The sequence below is a fragment of the Bradyrhizobium sp. SPXBL-02 genome (assembly GCF_051853065.1).
In the GTDB taxonomy this organism is placed as follows: domain Bacteria; phylum Pseudomonadota; class Alphaproteobacteria; order Rhizobiales; family Xanthobacteraceae; genus Bradyrhizobium.
In genome coordinates, this window is sequence record NZ_CP182474.1 from 8,088,275 (window position 1) to 8,105,363 (window position 17,089).

Consider the following 17,089-nt stretch of genomic DNA (forward strand, 5'->3'; position numbering starts at 1 on the left):
GGGGTCCGGGTCCGTATCGGGAGTGGGGTTAAGTGGCAGGGCGGCAGCGAATAGACCGCGTCAGGCGCCAGTACAATCAATGGGTCGCCAACCAGACGCTGGAAGATTACGCCCTGCGCTTCACCGCCAAGAGCGCGCGGCGCTGGTCCGCCGCCCGCGTCGCCAACACGGCACTGGGCGCGATCTCGTTCCTGGCGATGGAGGCGATCGGCGGGACCATCACGCTGAACTATGGCGTCACCAACGCGACCGCGGCCATCGTCGTGGTCTCCGTCATCATTTTCGGCTGCGGGGTGCCGATTGCATACTATGCCGCCAAATGCGGCATCGACATCGACCTGCTGACGCGGGGTGCCGGCTTCGGTTACATCGGCTCGACCGTCACCTCGCTGATCTACGCGTCCTTCACTTTCATCTTCTTCGCGATCGAGGCCGTGATCCTCGCCTCCGCGCTCGAGATGTGCTTCGGGATTCCGCGGCCGGTCGGCTATCTCATCAGCGCCGTCGTCATCATCCCGCTGGTGGCCTATGGCATCACGCTGATCAGCCGCTTCCAATTGTGGACGCAGCCGCTGTGGGTGATCCTTCACATCATCCCGTTCGCCGCGATCGCCTGGCATAACCCGCACTCTTTCGCGGAGTGGCACAAATTCTCCGGCGAGCACGGCGATCTCAACGGGCATTTCGATCTCTTGCTGTTCGGCGTTGCGGCCTCCGTCGTGTTCTCGCTGGTGGCGCAGATCGGCGAGCAGGTCGACTTCCTGCGGTTCCTGCCGCGCGACCGCCGCGCCTCCAGGGCCTCCTGGTGGATGGCGCTGATGAGCGCCGGGCCGGGCTGGATCGTGCTGGGCGCGCTGAAGCTGCTGGCGGGCTCGTTCCTCGCCTTCTTCGCGCTCAGCCATGGCGTGCCGCCCGAGGAGGCCGCCGAGCCGGCGCACATGTATCTCGAAGCATTCCGCTATGTGCTGTCGCAGCCTGACCTCGCTTTGGCCTTGACCGGCACCTTCGTGATCCTGTCGCAGGTCAAGATCAACGTCACCAACGCCTATGCCGGCTCGATCGCCTGGTCGAACTTCTTCTCGCGTTTGACCCACAGCCATCCCGGGCGCGTGGTCTGGCTGGTCTTCAACGTCATCGTGGCCCTGCTGCTGATGGAGATCGGCGTCTACAAGGCGCTGGAGCAGACGCTGGCGCTCTATTCCAACGTCGCGATCGCCTGGGTCGGCGCGCTGGTCGCCGACCTCGTCATCAACAAGCCGCTCGGATTGCGGCCGCAGCAGATCGAGTTCAAGCGCGCGCATCTCTACGACGTCAATCCGGTCGGCGTGGGGGCGATGACGATCGCGACCATCGTCTCCATCAGCGCCTTCTACGGCCTGTTCGGGCCGACCGCGAAGGCGCTATCGGCCTTCATCGCGCTCGCGGCGGCCTTCCTCACGGCGCCGTTGATCGCCTGGGCCACGGACGGCAAGTACTACATCGCGCGCAAGCCGAAGCGGAGCTGGCAGAACATCGAGGCGATCCAGTGCTGCATCTGCGAGCACTCGTTCGAGCCGGAGGACATGGCCTCCTGCCCCGCTTATGCGGGCCCGATCTGCTCGCTGTGCTGTTCGCTGGACGCGCGCTGCCACGATCTCTGCAAGCCGCACGCAAGATTCCAGGCGCAGGTGTCGGAGACGCTGGGCAGGCTGATGCCGCAACCGATCTATGCCCGGATCAACTCGCAAGTCGGCCACTATATCGGCGTGTTCGTGATCTCCGCCGGCCTGATCGCCCTGGTGCTGGGACTGATCTATCTTCAGACGTCGGCGAGCGTGCACGGCGACAACGAGCTCGTCTCCGACGTGCTGTGGAAGGTGTTCTTCTCGCTCAGCATCATCATCGGCGTGGTGGCGTGGCTGTTCGTGCTGGCGCAGCAGAGCCGTCGCGCCGCCGAGGCCGAGACGCGGCGTCAGACCACGCTGCTGATCCAGGAGATCGATGCGCACAAGCGCACCGACGCCGAGCTCCAGCGTGCCAAGGAAGTTGCCGAATCCGCCAACCTCGCCAAGAGCCGCTATGTGGTCGGGTTGAGCCACGAGCTGCGCTCGCCGCTCAATGCGATCAGCGGCTACGCGCAGCTGCTCGAGCAGGATACGAGCCTTGGCGCCAAGCCGCGCGACCAGGTCCGCGTCGTCCGGCGCAGCGCCGACCATCTCTCCGGCCTGATCGACGGCATCCTGGACATCTCCAAGATCGAGGCGGGGCGGCTGTATCTGTCGCGCGACGAGGTGCGCCTGAGCGAATTCCTCGACCAGCTCGTCGGCATGTTCCGCCTCCAGGCCGCGGCCAGGGGCATCGACTTCGTGTTCAGGCGGCCCGCAACGCTGCCGCGCGTCGTCTATGCCGACGAGAAGCGGCTGCGTCAGGTGCTGATCAACCTGCTCTCGAACGCCATCAAGTTCACCCAGTCCGGCAGCGTGCAGTTCGTGGTGCACTATCGCAGCCCGGTCGCCGAGTTCGAGGTGATCGACACCGGCCCGGGCATCCAGGGCGGCGACCTCGAACGCATCTTCGCGCCCTTCGAGCGGGGCGCGCTCGGCGCCTCGCAGCCGCAGACCGGCACCGGGCTCGGGCTCACCATCAGCCGCCTGCTCGCCGGCGTGATGGGCGGGGACATCAAGGTCACGAGCACGGTCGGCACCGGCTCGACGTTCAAGGTCAAGATCCTGCTCTCGGAGGTCACCAATCCCCAGCGCATCGCGCCGGTGGAGGCGCCGGTCTCCGGCTATCACGGCGCGCGCAAGACCATCCTCGTCACCGACGATGATCCCGTGCATCGCGACCTCCTGCGTGAGGTGCTGACGCCGCTCGGCTTCATTCTGCTGAGCGCGCCCGACGGCGCCGGCTGCCTCGCACTGGCGCAGCATTGCCGGCCCGATCTGTTCCTGCTCGACATCTCGATGCCCGCCATGGACGGCTGGGCGGTCGCCGAGGCCTTGCGCGCCAGCGGCCATCATCAGGCGCGCATCCTGATGGTGTCGGCAAGCGCGCTCGAGGCCCATGGCGCGCCATTGGCGCAGCCCTTCCACGACGGCTACCTGATGAAGCCGATCGACATCCCGCGGCTGCTGGCGACGATTCGCCAGCTCCTCAAGATCGAATGGCAATACGGCTCGGACGAGGTCGCGGTGCCGTTCTGGCATCCAGAGACCGGATCGAAGCCGCCGCAGCGGCATATCGAGGCGCTGATCGGGCTCGGCCAGATCGGCTACGTCAAGGGCATCCAGCTGAAGCTGGACGAGATCGGCAGCGAGCACCCCGAGCATGCCGACTTCGTCGCGCAGATGCGGTCGCTGGTCGACCGCTTCGATCTCGACCAGTACATGGCCACATTGAAGACGTTGCATGCTTATGAGCATTGAACCGAAGAAGCGCGACGTCGCGCTCGTTGTCGACGATTCGCCGGAGACGCTGCGGCTGCTCACCGACGCGCTCGACGGCGCCGGCATGACGGTGATGGTGGCGCTCGACGGCGCCGCGGCAATGCGCATCATCGACCAGATCACGCCCGACATCATTCTGCTCGATGCCGTGATGCCGGGGATCGACGGGTTCGAGACCTGCCGCCGGCTCAAGCGCGATGCCGGTCTCGCCAATGTCCCGGTGATCTTCATGACGGGCCTCGCCGAGACCGAGCACATCGTGCGTGGACTGGAAGCCGGCGGCGTCGATTACGTGACCAAGCCGATCGTAATCGAGGAGATGCTGGCGCGCATCCGTGTCCATCTCGGCAATGCCCGGCTGACCCAGAGCGCGCGCGCCGCGCTCGACGTCTCCGGCCGTTTCCTGTTCGCGGTCGATCGCCAGGGCAATTTGCTGTGGGCGACGCCGCAGGCGCAGAAGCTGCTGTCCGACCATCACGGCGCACACCCCGACGACTTCGTGCTGCCGCCGGCACTGCTGCAATGGCTCGAGCAGGCGAAGGCCAAGAGCGGCTCGAAATCCCAGGCCGCGTCGCTGCCTGACAATCCGCAGCTCCGCTTCTACTACATGGGCGAGACCGCGCCGAACGAATTTTTGCTGCGGCTGTCCAAGGAAGCCGGCACCGCGCTGCCGCCCGAATTCACCAGCGAGCTCGGCCTCACCACGCGCGAGGGCGAGGTGCTGGCCTGGCTCAGCAAGGGCAAGACCAACCGCGACATCGCGCAAATTCTTGGCCTCAGCCCGCGCACCGTCGACAAGCACCTGGAGCAGATCTACGCCAAGCTCGGCGTCGAGAACCGGACCGCCGCAGCGGCGATCGCGGCGAATGCGACGAGGCGGAATTCGTGAGCGGCGGTGTAGATGAGTTGAGGCGATGCCAACCGAGCAAACGGTGTCGTCCCGGACAAGCGCAGCGAAGCGGCGCGCAGATCCGGGACCCATAGCCACAGGGAGTAGTTTGGCGAAGACTCGGAGCGGCCAGCTCGCTTCATAACCACTCCCTGTGGTTATGGGTCCCGGGCTCGCTTCGCGCCCCGGGACGACGGTGGAGTGTGTGGCGATCGCTAACCGCCCCTTACATCGGAATCTTCAGCTGTAAACAAACGCCTTGTCGTCCAGGTCCGTCTTCGGGATCTCGTCCTTCTCGGTCCAGTAATCCTGGCTGTGCTGCCATTCCGGCTTGTCGCCTCGCTTGGGCAACAGGTTCATGTTGCGCATCATGTAGCCGGGGTTGAAGTTTTCCGGATCGATCCAGGGCAGGATCGGCATGTTGTGGTCCTCGGGGCGCAAGCTCACCTCGACCTTCTTGGCACCCTTCGCCTTCATGTGCCCGAGCAGCCGGCAGACGAAATCGGCGACGAGATCGACGCGCAGCGTCCAGCTGGCGCGGAAATAGCCAAACACCCAGACCATGTTCGGCACGCCCGTGAACATCATGCCGCGATAGGTGACGGTGTCGCCGAAGGCGAGCGGCTTGCCGTCGATCTCGAAGGCGATGTCGCCGAGCGCGGCGAGATTGAAGCCGGTCGCGGTGACGATAACATCGGCCTCGAGCAGCTTGCCCGACTTGAGCTGGATGCCGTTCTCGACGAAGCATTCGATCTCGTCGGTGACGACGGAGGCCTTGCCGCTGGCGATGCCCTTGAACAAATCGGCATCCGGCACGAAGGCGATGCGCTGCCGCCACGGCCGGTATTTTGGCGTGAAGTGGGTCTCGACGTCGTAGTCGGGACCGAGCACGGCGCTGATCTGGCCGATCAGCTCCTTCTTCACCTGCTCCGGCTTGGACACGCAGAGCTTGGTGAAGGCGTCCTGCTCGAACAGGATCTTGCGTCGCACGATCTCGTGGATCCAGGCTTCGTCGACCTGCAGCCGTCGCAGCTCCTCCGCGATCTCGATGGCGTTGCGGCCGAGGCGGAAATAGGTCGGCGAGCGCTGCAGCATGGTGACATGGGCGCATGTGTCGGTGATGTTCGGCACCAGCGTTGCCGCGGTGGCGCCCGAGCCGATCACCACCACCTTCTTGTTCGCGAGATCGATATCGTCGGGCCATGTCTGCGGATGGACGATGCGGCCCTTGAAGCGATCCATGCCCTTCCATTCCGGCGTGTAGCCTTCGGAATGGCGATAATAGCCCTGGCACATCCAGAGGAAGTTGGCCGTGAACGTCCTGGGTTCGCCGGTGTCGGTCGTCACCGCCTCGATGGTCCAGAGATTCTGCTCGCTCGACCAGCTCGCGGAATTGATCTTGTGCTTGTAGCGGATGTGCCGCGCAATATCGTTGTCGTCGATCACCTCCTTCATATAGGTGAGGATCTCCTCGGCGGTCGCAATCGGCGGGCCGACCCAAGGCTTGAAGCTGTAGCCGAAGGTATGGAGATCACTGTCGGAGCGAATGCCGGGATAGCGATGTGTGCTCCAGGTGCCGCCGAACGTTTCCTGCGTCTCCAGGATGACGTAGCTCGTGCCCGGAAGCTGCTTCTGGATGTGATAGGCGCTACCGATGCCGGAGATGCCGGCGCCGACGATCAGCACGTCGAAATGTTCAGAAGCCTGTTTGGCCGTGGCGTGACTGCGAACAGCGACATTCATTGTTGCTTCTATGCCTTGCTTGTCTTTGTGGCCGTCCTTGACCAGACGGCGCGTTTCCTCCGCGACGGGCATGATCACCCGCCGCGCCTCCGCTTCAAAATGACATAGATCAAGTCGCGGTCAAATCACAGTGCCGCACCCCAGCTCCGCGCGGTCTGCAAGATCCAGTCGCGATAGAGCGTCAGCGGCGTCACGCCGGTCAAGCCGCCGCAACCGTCGGCGCCGTTCGGTCCTGTCGACCAGCTGATGAGGCCGACGAGCACGGGACCGTTCGGCCTGTCCTCGAACACGGGGCCGCCGGAATCGCCGGTGCAGGCGCCGATTCCGTCGCGAACACCGTTGGTTACGGGATCGACCAGGCGAATCTGGAGCGTGCCGGGCTGTCCGGTTGCAACGAGGCCGGCAACACGCGTGGTACCGCCACTCTTGCCTTCACCGCGAACCGTGACGCCGATGCCGGCGATGACGAAGCGGCTGCCGACCTGAATTGGAATCGTGGGCATGCCGACCGTCACCGTGGATTTTCCCTTCAATGGAATTTCCAATTGCAGCAGCGCCACGTCGGCGGTGGCGCGATGCGCCTGCATCGCCTGCATGTTGAAGTTCGGATGGATCGCGACGGTGCGCACGTTCAGCAATTGCGGCTGGCCGTCGCCGCCGCGATCGACGACCTTGTAATCCGCGCCGGGCTGAACACAGTGCGCGACTGTCAGGATTACTCGTGGCGCAATCAGGCTGCCGGTGCAGAAATTGCCGCGCGAGCCGACGATGGTGACGACGGCGCGGGCGACGCCATCGGCCTGCGGCGTGCCGCCGCCGACGATGGCGTAAGCGGGCGTCGCGAGCAGCAGCGCAGCTGCGATGAAGGCGGCAGGCTTCGTCATGGGAACACGCATCGGCATCGGTGAGGGCGGCGATTGCTTCAGGCTGGCCCTTGCCGATAGCGCATGCTAGCCCTCTTGGGAAGGAATTGACGAGGGCAGGATAGTGGCGATCGAGGCGGTGATCTTTGATTTTGGCGGCGTGCTGACGAGTTCGCCCTTCGAGGCGTTCACGCGGTTCGAGACCGAGCGCGGCCTGCCCGCCGACATCATCCGGCGCACCAACGCCGCCAATCATCTGGAAAACGCCTGGGCCAGGTTCGAGCGCGCCGAAGTGGACATCGAGACCTTCGACGAATTGTTCGCCGCCGAATCGCTCGCGCTCGGCGCGGAGGTGCGCGGCCGCGACGTGCTGCCGCTGCTGCAGGGCGATCTGCGCCCGGAGATGGTCGAGGCCCTGAAGCGCATCAAGGCGCAGTTCAAGACCGGTTGCATCACCAACAATCTGCCGGCCAACGCGATCGGCAGCATGACCGGGCGCTCGCTTTACATTGCCGAAGTCATGGTGCTGTTCGACCATGTCATCGAGTCCGCCAAGATCGGCCTGCGCAAGCCGGATCCGCGCATCTACCAGATGATGGTCGAGACGCTGAAGGTCGATCCGAACAATTGCGTCTATCTCGACGATCTCGGCGTCAATCTGAAGCCGGCGCGTCAGATGGGCATGACCACGATCAAGGTGACGAGCGGCGCGCAGGCGATTGCGGAGCTGGAGAAGGCGACGGGATTGAAGCTGGGGTAGCGCATCATACTCCGTCATTGCGAGCGCAGCGAAGCAATCCAGACTGCCTCCGCGGAAAGACTCTGGATTGCTTCGCTGCGCTCGCAATGACGGCGTGGAGCCATCTCGCCTGGTGAACCGACTACTTCGCCGCGGTGGCGATGCGCTCCGGGAACGCAGTTGCCAGCGCGGCACGATCCGGCTTGAGCACGCCGCGCTCGGTGATGAGACCGGTGACGAGCCGCGCCGGCGTCACGTCGAAGGCGTAGTTCGCGACCGGCGATCCCTCCGGCACGATCCGCACCGTCTCAAGCCGGCCGTCGGCGGTACGTCCAGTCATGTCGGTGACCTCCAAGCCGCTGCGCTGCTCGATCGGGATGTCGCGGATGCCGTCATGAACGGCGAAATCGATCGTCGGCGACGGCAGCGCCACGTAGAACGGCACGCCGTTGTCATGTGCGGCAAGCGCCTTCAGGTAGGTGCCGATCTTGTTGCAGACGTCGCCATTGGCGGCGACGCGGTCGGTGCCGACGATGGCGAGATCGACCATGCCGTGCTGCATCAGGTGCCCGCCGGTATTGTCCGGGATTACCGTATGCGGCACGCCGTGATGGCCGAGCTCCCAGGCGGTGAGCGAAGCGCCCTGATTCCGTGGCCGGGTCTCGTCAACCCAGACATGGACCTTGATGCCGCGCTCATGCGCGAGATAGATCGGCGCCGTCGCCGTGCCCCAGTCGACGGTGGCAAGCCAGCCGGCGTTGCAATGGGTGAGAACGTTGACCACTTCGCCCGGCTTCTTCGCCGCGATCGCCTCGATCAGCTCAAGGCCGTTGCTGGCAATGCCGCGGTTGATCTCGACGTCCTGCTCGACGATCTCGTCAGCGCGCGCATAGGCCGCTTCCGCCCGTTCCACCGGGTCGATCGGCGCGAGCGCCGCGCGCATCTCGTCCAGCGCCCATTTCAGGTTGATCGCGGTCGGGCGCGCCACGACCAGCGTGTCATAGGCGCGCTTCAGCCCGGCGTCGGAGGCGTCCTCGCGCATCGCGAGCGCCATGCCGTAGGCGGCGGTGGCGCCGATCAGCGGCGCGCCGCGCACCAGCATGTCGCTGATGGCAACGGCCGCATCTTCACACGAGGTTAGCCGCGCAATGACGAATTCGTGCGGCAACCGGCGCTGATCGATCGCGCCGACCGACCAGCCGTCGCGCTCGCGCCAGATGCTGCGGAAATGCTTGCCGTCGACCTTCATGGCAATCTGCCTTTTCGTTCTTCTTGCGTCTCACGGGCGCAGGATGCGCCCGGCCACCGCATCGAGCTTCTTCAGGAGCTCGGGATCCCGCGCCTCCGGCGTCGTGATCAGCGCGGCGTCGAGCGCACGGTCCGAACCGATCGGGCACGGCTCGTGCTCGCGCGGAAAATCCTTGGCCAGCCGCGCCACCAGCGCCTTCGCCTTGTCGGCGTTCGAGTTCAGCACGCGGATGATGTCCTGCACGGTGACCGCATCGTGGTCGGGATGCCAGCAGTCGAAATCCGTCACCATCGCGACGGTGGCGTAGCAGATCTCCGCCTCACGCGCGAGCTTGGCCTCGGGCATGTTGGTCATGCCGATCACGGAATAGCCTGATGTCTTGTAGGTCATGCTTTCCGCATAGGTGGAGAATTGCGGCCCTTCCATGCAGACATAGGTGCCGCCGCGCGCGATCGCGATGCCCTCCGCTTCGGCGGCTGCCGCCAGATGGATGCGCAGCCGCGGCGAAACCGGGTGCGCCATCGACACGTGTGCGACACAGCCGCGGCCGAAGAACGAGCTCTCGCGCTTGTGGGTGCGGTCGACGAACTGGTCGACGAGAACGAAGGTGCCGGGCGGCAGTTCCTCTTTGAAGGAGCCGCAGGCCGAGAGCGAGATCAAGTCGGTGACGTCGGCGCGCTTCAGCACGTCGATGTTGGCGCGATAGTTGATGTCGGACGGGGACAGCCGGTGCCCCTTGTCATGCCGCGGCAGGAACACGATCGGCAGGCCGGCGATGGAGCCGCGCCGCAAGGGCGCAGACGGCTCGCCCCAGGGGCTCTTGATCACCTCTTCGCGCGCACCCTCGAGGCCGGGCAGGTCATAGATGCCCGAGCCGCCGATGATGCCCAATACCGCCTGCGTCATGCCTGCTCCACCCTGTCCGACAAATGTGACATGGTTAAGCTATGCCAGTTTTCAGGCAATTTTGGAACGGGAGATGGTCTCGATTTACGTCATGTCGAGCTGGCGCTGAAGCGACGAAGCAATCCAGACCGCCACCTCAGAGGCAGTCTGGATTGCTTCGCTTCGCTCGCAATGACGGAGGATAGATCCGGCTTAAGCCGCGGTCGCCAGCTGCAGCTGGGTCGCCACCATCCGCTCCAGCGTCTCGACGGACTGGAAATTCTCCGGCGTGATCTCGGACTGCGGGATGGTGAAGTCGAATTCGGCCTCGACCCCGAGCATGAGATTGACCATGTCCATCGAGGTCAGGCCGATATCGACGAGCTTGGCCGAAGGCGCAACGTCTGCGGCGAGCGAATTCTGTTCGAGGATGCCCTTCACCAGCTTGATGATGCGATTGCGCAAATCGGTATCGAAGGCCTGCATCGGCAAAATTCCCATCTGTTGATCGGGGTCGGACCGGACTGCCGGCTACGATGGTCGCGGCCTGCCGGTCCTGCAATGGGCGGCACCAATACTTCGCGTTTCTTAGTAAACGATGACTCAGATTGTCCGAAATCCAGGCTTCTTCCAGAGTCCTAACGTGATGCCGGAAAATCCGGTGATGCGAACAACCGGACCTTAACTGTTCGTTCGGAATTGGGTTTTGTTTACCCTCTATTTCATCGACGAATTTGAATTAAATCCGTAGCCTCGTCTCATAAGCAAAGATGGCTGGAGGATCGCTCCAAGCGGCATCGCGAATGATGCCGGCGATCTCGAACGGCAAACCGGAGGCGGACGAGCATGAACGTGCGTGAAGCAGTCCTCACTGTCGACGAAACGAGCTATCTCGAGCAGGGTCCCTCCCTGATCGAGCGCGCCGTCCGGACCGCCGCCGCGGCCGCGGCCGACGCAGACGGGGTCGATCGCGACGCCCGCTTCCCGCACAAGGCCTTCGACGTCGCGCGTGAGCAGAAGCTGCTCGGCGTGATGGTTCCGGTCGAGTTCGGCGGCCTCAGTGCCTCGATTCACGACGTCACCGACATCTGCTACACGCTCGGACGCGCCTGCGCGTCCACGGCGATGATCTACGCGATGCACCAGACCAAGGTCGCCTGCGTCATCAGGCATGGCCATGGCATTCCCTGGATGGAGACCATGATGCGCCGGGTCGCCCGCGACCAGTGGCTGCTCGCCTCCTCCACCACCGAAGGCCAGAACGGGGGCAACATCCGCGCCAGCGCCGCCGCGGTCGACCATGCCGGCGACACCGTCTCGCTGATGCGCGACGCCACCGTGATCTCCTACGGCGCCGAAGCCGATGGCCTCGTCACCATCGCCCGCCGGGCCACCGACGCCGCCGCCTCCGACCAGGTGCTGCTGGCGCTCGCCAAGGACGATTATTCGCTGAAGCGGACGCTGGGTTGGGAAACGCTCGGCATGCGCGGCACCTGCTCGACCGGGTTCGAGCTGAAGGTCGACTGCCCCGCCGACCGCGTCTTTCCGGAATCCTACGACAAGATCCACGCCCAGACCATGACGCCGTTCGCGCATCTGTGCTGGTCGTCGGTCTGGGCCGGCATCGCCGCTGCGGCGGTAACGCGCGCGCAGGCCTTCATCCGCAAGGCGGCGCGCTCGTCCGGCGGACAGATGCCGCCGGCCGCGGCGCACTTCACCGCCGCCAAGATGTCGCTGGCCAAGCTGCGCGCGCTGATCGCCGCCAATATCGACGCTTTCGCCCGCGTCGAGCATGACGAGCGTGCGCTGGCCTCGCTCGACTTCCAGTCCTCGATCACGCTTCTGAAGGTGCAGGCCTCCGAGCTCGCGGTCGAGACCGTGATGCATGCGATGCGTACCGCGGGTCTTGCCGGCTACCGCAACGACGGCGAATTCACCATGGGCCGCCACCTCCGCGACGTGCTGTCATCGCCGATCATGATCAACAACGACCGGATCCTGGCCAACGCCGCGACGTCGACATTGATGAGCGGGGTGCCGACGAGCCTTCGCGACTGACGTGCCTCCGCAATCGCTTCAACAAGAACAATTTTGAGATAGCAGGACATCGAACCATGAATATTGCCGTCCTCCCCAACTCGCCCGCCACCGCGCCGCAGATGACCGATCCGCTCGATCATCTCGCCGACAAGCTGTTCCACCGCATGGGCGCCGATGGCGTCTATGCCCGCACCGCACTCTATGAGGGCATCGTCGAGAAGCTCGCCGCGCTGATCACGGGCCATCGCGAGGCCGGCACCGAGGTGATGCGCTTCCCGCCGGTGATGAGCCGGGCGCAGCTGGAGAAGTCCGGCTATCTCAAGAGCTTTCCGAACCTGCTCGGCTGCGTCTGCGGCCTGCACGGCACCGAACGCGAGATCAACGCCGCGGTGAGCCGCTTCGATTCCGGCGGCGACTGGACGTCTTCGCTGTCGCCGGCCGATCTCGTGCTGTCTCCGGCCGCCTGCTATCCGGTCTACCCGATCGCGGCGAGCCGTGGCCAATTGCCGAAGGGCGGCCTGCGCTTCGATGTTGCCGCGGATTGCTTCCGCCGCGAACCGTCGAAGCATCTCGACCGGCTGCAATCGTTCCGCATGCGCGAATATGTCTGCATCGGCAGCCCCGATGACGTCGCCGATTTCCGCGAGCGCTGGATGGTGCGCGCGCAGAAGATCGCGACCGATCTCGGCCTCACCTTCCGCGTCGACTATGCCAGCGATCCGTTCTTCGGCCGGGTCGGCCAGATGAAAGCGGTGAGCCAGAAGCAGCAGCAGCTCAAGTTCGAGCTGCTCATCCCGCTGCGCTCGGAAGAGCAGCCGACAGCATGCATGAGCTTCAACTATCACCGCGAGCATTTCGGCACGACCTGGGCAATCCAGGACGCCGACGGCGAGCCGGCCCATACCGGCTGCGTTGCCTTCGGCATGGACCGTCTGGCCGTCGCCATGTTCCACACCCACGGCACCGATCTTTCCGCCTGGCCCGCCAAGGTGCGGGACGTCCTGGGCCTGCAGCCGCCTGTCGCGGCCGAGGCCCATGGCGAAGGCTGGCGCTGACCCAACTCACGAGGCCGGCCATTTCCACGGGCAAGACGAGCGTGATCCATACCAAGGTCCGATGCCGCGAGATCACCGAGTCCGACGTCGATAAGATCGCGGACTTGCTGACGCGCGGCTTCGTCGGCCGTTCACGCGACTACTGGATTCAGGGTCTGCGCCGGCAGGCCTTCCGGACCGTACCGGAGGGCTATCCGCGCTTCGGCTACATGCTCGACGACGACGGCACGCCGGTCGGCGTGCTGCTCTTGATCTACAGCGCACGCAAGGAGGGCGAAGAGACCGCCATCCGGTGCAATTTGTCGAGCTGGTATGTCGACCCGGCCTACCGCAACTACGCTCCGCTGCTGACCAAGATCGCCCAGCGGCACAAGCACGTCACTTATTTCAACATCAGTCCGGCGCCGTGGACCTGGCCGATCATCGAGACGCAGGGCTTTCGCGCCTATTGCCGCGGCATATTCTTCTCCGTCCCTGCGCTGGCGCGCGTCCCGCGCTGGAACAAGATCGAGGTCATTCCGCAGCACGCCAAGGAGATCAAGGGGCTCTCCGAGGCGGAGACCGAGCTTCTGACGCGACATGCGCGCTACAATTGCCTCAGCCTGGTGTGCCGCACGCCGAAGGGAACGTTCCCCTTCGTCCTGCAACCGGTGCGCATCCGCCGCGGTTTCATCGCACCTCCCGCCATGAAGCTGATCTATTGCCGGAGCGCCGCGGAATATGCCGAATGCGCCGGCCGCATCGGACGGCTGCTGCTGCGGCTCGGCAAGATCGCGGTGGCGATCGACGTCAACGGGCCGGTACCCGGCCTCGTCGGCCTCTACACCGAGCGGCGCGGCCGGAAATACTTCAGGGGCCCGCATCAGCCACAGCTCGGCGACCTCACCGATACGGAGCTCGTGCTATACGGGCCGTAGAGCAACGCCCGGCTCTGTCGTCTGTACGAGCGGAGCGGGAATATCGCCGCGCTCATCCGGAGCTAGGGCCTATCGCCTTGGCGGCGGGCAGTTTACGCGTGCGCTCACCATCGCAGGTCACCCTCCGTAAACTACGGCGCTTAAGGGAATTTTCCGGCCTCTTCGTTACCCTCGGCGGCTGAATTAGGTTGCATTAAGTCTATTGCTGGCCGAGGCCCCGCCGACCCCATGATGTCGACCCGCGACAGCGAGCTTGGTACAGGCCGTGAGCAGGGCCCAGGCGCCCTGGTCGCGCTGAGCCAGCTTGCGCTCGACCACATGGAGCAAGGCGTCTGCGTTTACGACGCCGACAACCGGATCGTGCTGGCGAACCAGCGCTACCTCACGCTGTTCGACATGTCGGCCGAAATCGTGCGGGTCGGCACCAGCTACCGGGAGGTGCTCGCGCACAGCGCAAGCCGCGGCAACTTTCCGCAGGACCAGCTCGACGCGTTGTATTCGACGCGAATGGCGCAGATCGCCGCGGGCAAGCCGTTCCGCACCGAGCAATTGCTGGCGAGCGGCCTCGTGATGTCGCTCCAGCTGAAGCCTCTCCCCGGCGGCGGCTGGATGACGATCTGCGATGACGTCACCCGCCTCGCCCGACTCGAAGCGGAACTGCGCGTGCAGACCGAGCGCAGCCAGCACGCGCTCGCCAACATGTCGCACGGACTGATCATGTACGACGTCGACAGCCGCGTCGTCGTCTGCAACGAACGGTTCCTGAAGCTCTACAACCTCGATCCCGAGATCGTGCAGCCGGGCATCGCGCATTCCACCGTGATCGAGCACTGGATGTCGCGCGGCAATCTGCCGGGCATGTCGGGCGACGAATTCTACCAGAGCCGGCTGGACGATGTGCGCAGCAGAAAGCCGAAGACGCTGCTGGTGATGCGCTACGACGGACGGATGGTGCAAGCAGTCTCCCGCTTCCTGCCTGACGGCGGCTGGGTGACGGTGCACGAGGACGTCACGGAGCGGCTGCAATACGAGGAAACGCTGCGGCAGCAGAATTTCATTCTCGATGCGGCGCTGGAGAACATGGCGCACGGGCTCGCCTTCTACGACAGCGACATGCGGCTTCGGGTCTGCAACACCACGTACCGCAAGATCTACCTGTTGTCGCCGGAGGAGACCCGGCCCGGCACCCACCTGGCCGAGCTGATCGAGCGATCGATGGCGAACGGCGCGTTCACCTCGGAATACAGCCCGCAGCAGATCCTCGAAGCCGCCCGCGCCCGGATCGCGAATCGCGATTCCTCGCCGATGCGCCGGCGCATGTCGAACGACACCGTGATCTCGGTGCGCTATTGCGCGCTGGCCGAAGGCGGCTTCGTCGCCACCTATGAGGACATCACCGAGCGCGAGCGCGCGGTCGAGGAGCTGAGCGAGCAGTACCGCCGGTTCGACGCCGCCCTGAACAACATGAGCCAGGGCCTGTGCATGCTCGACGCCAGCCTGCGCGTCATCGTTTGCAACCGCCGCTATATCGAGATGTACGGCTTGTCGCCGGAGATCGTGCAGCCAGGCGTCTCGATGCGGGACATCATGGAGCGCAGCTGCGAGCTCGGCATCCACCCGAACATGACCGGCGCCAAGCTCTATGCCGACTACATCGAGAGGCTGCGCGAAGGCGAGCACACGCTGCACCGCCATTTGAGCGACGGCCGCATCATCAAGCTCAACCACAAGCGGATGGAGCACGGCGGCTGGGTCGTGACCTATGAGGACGTCACCGAGCGCCACAAGGCCCAGGCCCGGGTGGCGCACATGGCGCGGCACGATTCGCTCACCGACCTGCCCAACCGCACGCTGTTCCGCGAGAAGATGGGCGAGGGACTGAACCAGGTCGCAATCGCCGGCGGCGCCATGGCGGTGCTGTGCTTCGACCTCGACAATTTCAAGACCGTCAACGACCGCCTCGGCCACGCCGCCGGCGACCGCCTGCTGCGCTGGGTCGCGGCGCGTCTGAAGGAGAATGTCGGCGAGCATGACACCGTCGCGCGGCTTGGCGGCGACGAGTTCGCCGTGCTCCAGCGCGGGCCGCAGCCGCAATCGGCTGAGGCGCTCGCCCGCCGCCTGGTCGAGATCATCGGTCATCCGCCGCCGCTGGAAAGCCAGTCGATCCACGTCGGGGTCTCCGTCGGCATCGCGATCGCACCCGACCACGGGCTCGATGCCGATGAGCTGATGAAATGCGCCGACCTTGCGCTGTACCAGGCCAAGGCCAAGGGGCGCGGCGCCTATCAGCTGTTCGAGCCCGAGATGGAGGAACAGGCGCGCAGCCGGCACGCGCTGGAGCAGGACCTGGTCGGCGCGCTGGAAGGGCGTGAATTCCACCTGGTGTTCCAACCGCAAATGCGGCTCGATTCCTCCGAGCTCACCGGCTTCGAGGCATTGCTGCGCTGGAAGCATCCCTCGCGCGGCTTCGTCTCTCCGGCCGAGTTCATCCCGATTGCAGAGGAGAACGGGCTGATCGTTCCGATCGGCGAATGGGTGCTGCGCACGGCCTGCGCGACGGCTGCGTCCTGGCCCGGCGTCACCGTCGCGGTGAACCTGTCTCCGGTGCAGTTCCGCTCCCGCGGGCTGGTGGCGATGGTCACCAGCGCACTTGCGGAAGCCGGCCTGCCGCCGCAACGGCTCGAGCTTGAGGTCACCGAGACGGCGCTGCTCGACGACAGCAAGGCGACCATCGACATCCTGCACCAGCTCCGCGCGCTCGGGGTGCGCGTCAGCCTCGACGATTTTGGCGTCGGCTATTCCTCCCTGAGCTATCTGCGCAAGTTTCCGTTCGACCGCATCAAGATCGACCGCTCCTTCGTCGGCACGCTCGGCGAAAGCCCGGAGAGCGTTGCCATCGTCAGAACGATCGCGAGCCTCGGCTCCGTGCTCGGCGTTGAGACCACGGCGGAGGGCGTGGAAACCGAGGAACAGCTCGACTTCGTCCGCGAATGCGGCTGCACCGCGGTCCAGGGCTATTATTTCGGCAAGCCGTGTCTCGCCTCGGAGGTCAGCCGCACCATCGAGACGCTGAACATGGTCCGGCGCGTGGCCTGACCGCTTCGCCGCTCAAATTCCGTCGCTCGGCACGCGGCCAAACGACCAATTGTCGCATCTGTCGGCTCTGTCGGCGTTAGCTGACCGACGGCCGCGCAGCGATGCGCGCAATGCGCTTTTCTTCTCCGTCAAATTCAGGAACAATCGCCCTCACAAGAACGAGAGACGGCGGTCCCAGAGAGGCCGCC

At 65.0% G+C, this 17,089-nt stretch carries 12 protein-coding genes; 7 read left to right on the plus strand and 5 right to left on the minus strand.

The features are described from left to right. The first annotated feature begins 32 nt into the window (after nt 1-32). The gene (locus ACNJYD_RS37570; RefSeq protein WP_439364922.1) at nt 33-3,404 is read left to right on the plus strand and encodes a hybrid sensor histidine kinase/response regulator; all 3,372 of its coding nucleotides are present in this window, start codon (nt 33-35) and stop codon (nt 3,402-3,404) included. Next, nucleotides 3,388-4,314 carry a response regulator gene (locus tag ACNJYD_RS37575; RefSeq protein WP_439364923.1) on the plus strand — a complete coding sequence of 309 codons (927 nt, stop codon included), beginning with the start codon at nt 3,388-3,390 and terminating at the stop codon, nt 4,312-4,314. The genes ACNJYD_RS37570 and ACNJYD_RS37575 overlap by 17 nt, the downstream gene beginning before the upstream one ends. A gap of 240 nt (nt 4,315-4,554) precedes the next feature. On the opposite strand, the gene ACNJYD_RS37580 is transcribed toward ACNJYD_RS37575, so the two are convergent. Then, a complete protein-coding gene (locus tag ACNJYD_RS37580) occupies nt 4,555-6,057 on the minus strand; it encodes a flavin-containing monooxygenase (RefSeq protein ID WP_439364924.1) in 1,503 nt (500 codons plus the stop codon). A 125-nt stretch (nt 6,058-6,182) separates the two neighbouring features. After that, the gene (locus ACNJYD_RS37585) at nt 6,183-6,941 is read right to left on the minus strand and encodes a S1 family peptidase (RefSeq protein ID WP_439364925.1); all 759 of its coding nucleotides are present in this window, start codon (nt 6,939-6,941) and stop codon (nt 6,183-6,185) included. 103 nt (nt 6,942-7,044) lie between these two features. On the opposite strand from ACNJYD_RS37585, the gene ACNJYD_RS37590 reads away from it, so the two are divergent. Next, nucleotides 7,045-7,680, plus strand: a complete 636-nt coding sequence (locus ACNJYD_RS37590; RefSeq protein WP_439364926.1) for an HAD-IA family hydrolase — start codon at nt 7,045-7,047, stop codon at nt 7,678-7,680. A gap of 121 nt (nt 7,681-7,801) precedes the next feature. Here the strand turns inward: ACNJYD_RS37590 and mtnA are convergent, their stop codons facing one another. The 3 genes from mtnA to ACNJYD_RS37605 all read right to left on the minus strand — a co-directional run bounded on the left by mtnA (nt 7,802) and on the right by ACNJYD_RS37605 (nt 10,279). Beyond that, entirely contained in the window at nt 7,802-8,908 is a 1,107-nt protein-coding gene (gene mtnA, locus ACNJYD_RS37595) for an S-methyl-5-thioribose-1-phosphate isomerase (RefSeq protein ID WP_439364927.1), read from the minus strand. A gap of 30 nt (nt 8,909-8,938) precedes the next feature. After that, a complete protein-coding gene (locus tag ACNJYD_RS37600; RefSeq protein WP_439364928.1) occupies nt 8,939-9,814 on the minus strand; it encodes an S-methyl-5'-thioadenosine phosphorylase in 876 nt (291 codons plus the stop codon). A gap of 192 nt (nt 9,815-10,006) precedes the next feature. Continuing rightward, entirely contained in the window at nt 10,007-10,279 is a 273-nt protein-coding gene (locus ACNJYD_RS37605) for a phosphopantetheine-binding protein (protein WP_439364929.1), read from the minus strand. A 360-nt stretch (nt 10,280-10,639) separates the two neighbouring features. Here ACNJYD_RS37605 and ACNJYD_RS37610 point away from each other — a divergent pair, with 360 nt between their 5' ends. The 4 genes from ACNJYD_RS37610 to ACNJYD_RS37625 all read left to right on the plus strand — a co-directional run bounded on the left by ACNJYD_RS37610 (nt 10,640) and on the right by ACNJYD_RS37625 (nt 16,901). Next, nucleotides 10,640-11,851 carry an acyl-CoA dehydrogenase family protein gene (locus tag ACNJYD_RS37610; protein WP_439364930.1) on the plus strand — a complete coding sequence of 404 codons (1,212 nt, stop codon included), beginning with the start codon at nt 10,640-10,642 and terminating at the stop codon, nt 11,849-11,851. A gap of 56 nt (nt 11,852-11,907) precedes the next feature. Beyond that, nucleotides 11,908-12,888 (plus strand): amino acid--[acyl-carrier-protein] ligase, encoded by a 981-nt coding sequence (locus tag ACNJYD_RS37615; RefSeq protein ID WP_439364931.1) that lies wholly within the window; start codon nt 11,908-11,910, stop codon nt 12,886-12,888. Nucleotides 12,889-12,929: 41 nt separating this feature from the next. After that, entirely contained in the window at nt 12,930-13,805 is an 876-nt protein-coding gene (locus ACNJYD_RS37620; RefSeq protein ID WP_439364932.1) for an acyl-CoA acyltransferase, read from the plus strand. A 231-nt stretch (nt 13,806-14,036) separates the two neighbouring features. Further along, on the plus strand, nt 14,037-16,901 hold the full coding sequence (locus tag ACNJYD_RS37625) for a PAS-domain containing protein (protein ID WP_439364933.1): 2,865 nt from the start codon (nt 14,037-14,039) through the stop codon (nt 16,899-16,901). Nucleotides 16,902-17,089 lie beyond the last annotated feature (188 nt).

Excerpts from the sequence above, each read along its gene's own strand:
- mtnA (WP_439364927.1), bottom strand. The coding sequence starts at position 8,908 with ATGAAGGTCGACGGCAAGCATTTCCGCAGCATCTGGCGCGAGCGCGAC.
- ACNJYD_RS37610 (WP_439364930.1), top strand. The coding sequence starts at position 10,640 with ATGAACGTGCGTGAAGCAGTCCTCACTGTCGACGAAACGAGCTATCTC.
- ACNJYD_RS37580 (WP_439364924.1), bottom strand. The coding sequence starts at position 6,057 with ATGAATGTCGCTGTTCGCAGTCACGCCACGGCCAAACAGGCTTCTGAA.
- ACNJYD_RS37615 (WP_439364931.1), top strand. The coding sequence starts at position 11,908 with ATGAATATTGCCGTCCTCCCCAACTCGCCCGCCACCGCGCCGCAGATG.
- ACNJYD_RS37625 (WP_439364933.1), top strand. The coding sequence starts at position 14,037 with ATGTCGACCCGCGACAGCGAGCTTGGTACAGGCCGTGAGCAGGGCCCA.
- ACNJYD_RS37600 (WP_439364928.1), bottom strand. The coding sequence starts at position 9,814 with ATGACGCAGGCGGTATTGGGCATCATCGGCGGCTCGGGCATCTATGAC.
- ACNJYD_RS37605 (WP_439364929.1), bottom strand. The coding sequence starts at position 10,279 with ATGCAGGCCTTCGATACCGATTTGCGCAATCGCATCATCAAGCTGGTG.
- ACNJYD_RS37585 (WP_439364925.1), bottom strand. The coding sequence starts at position 6,941 with ATGACGAAGCCTGCCGCCTTCATCGCAGCTGCGCTGCTGCTCGCGACG.
- ACNJYD_RS37575 (WP_439364923.1), top strand. The coding sequence starts at position 3,388 with ATGCTTATGAGCATTGAACCGAAGAAGCGCGACGTCGCGCTCGTTGTC.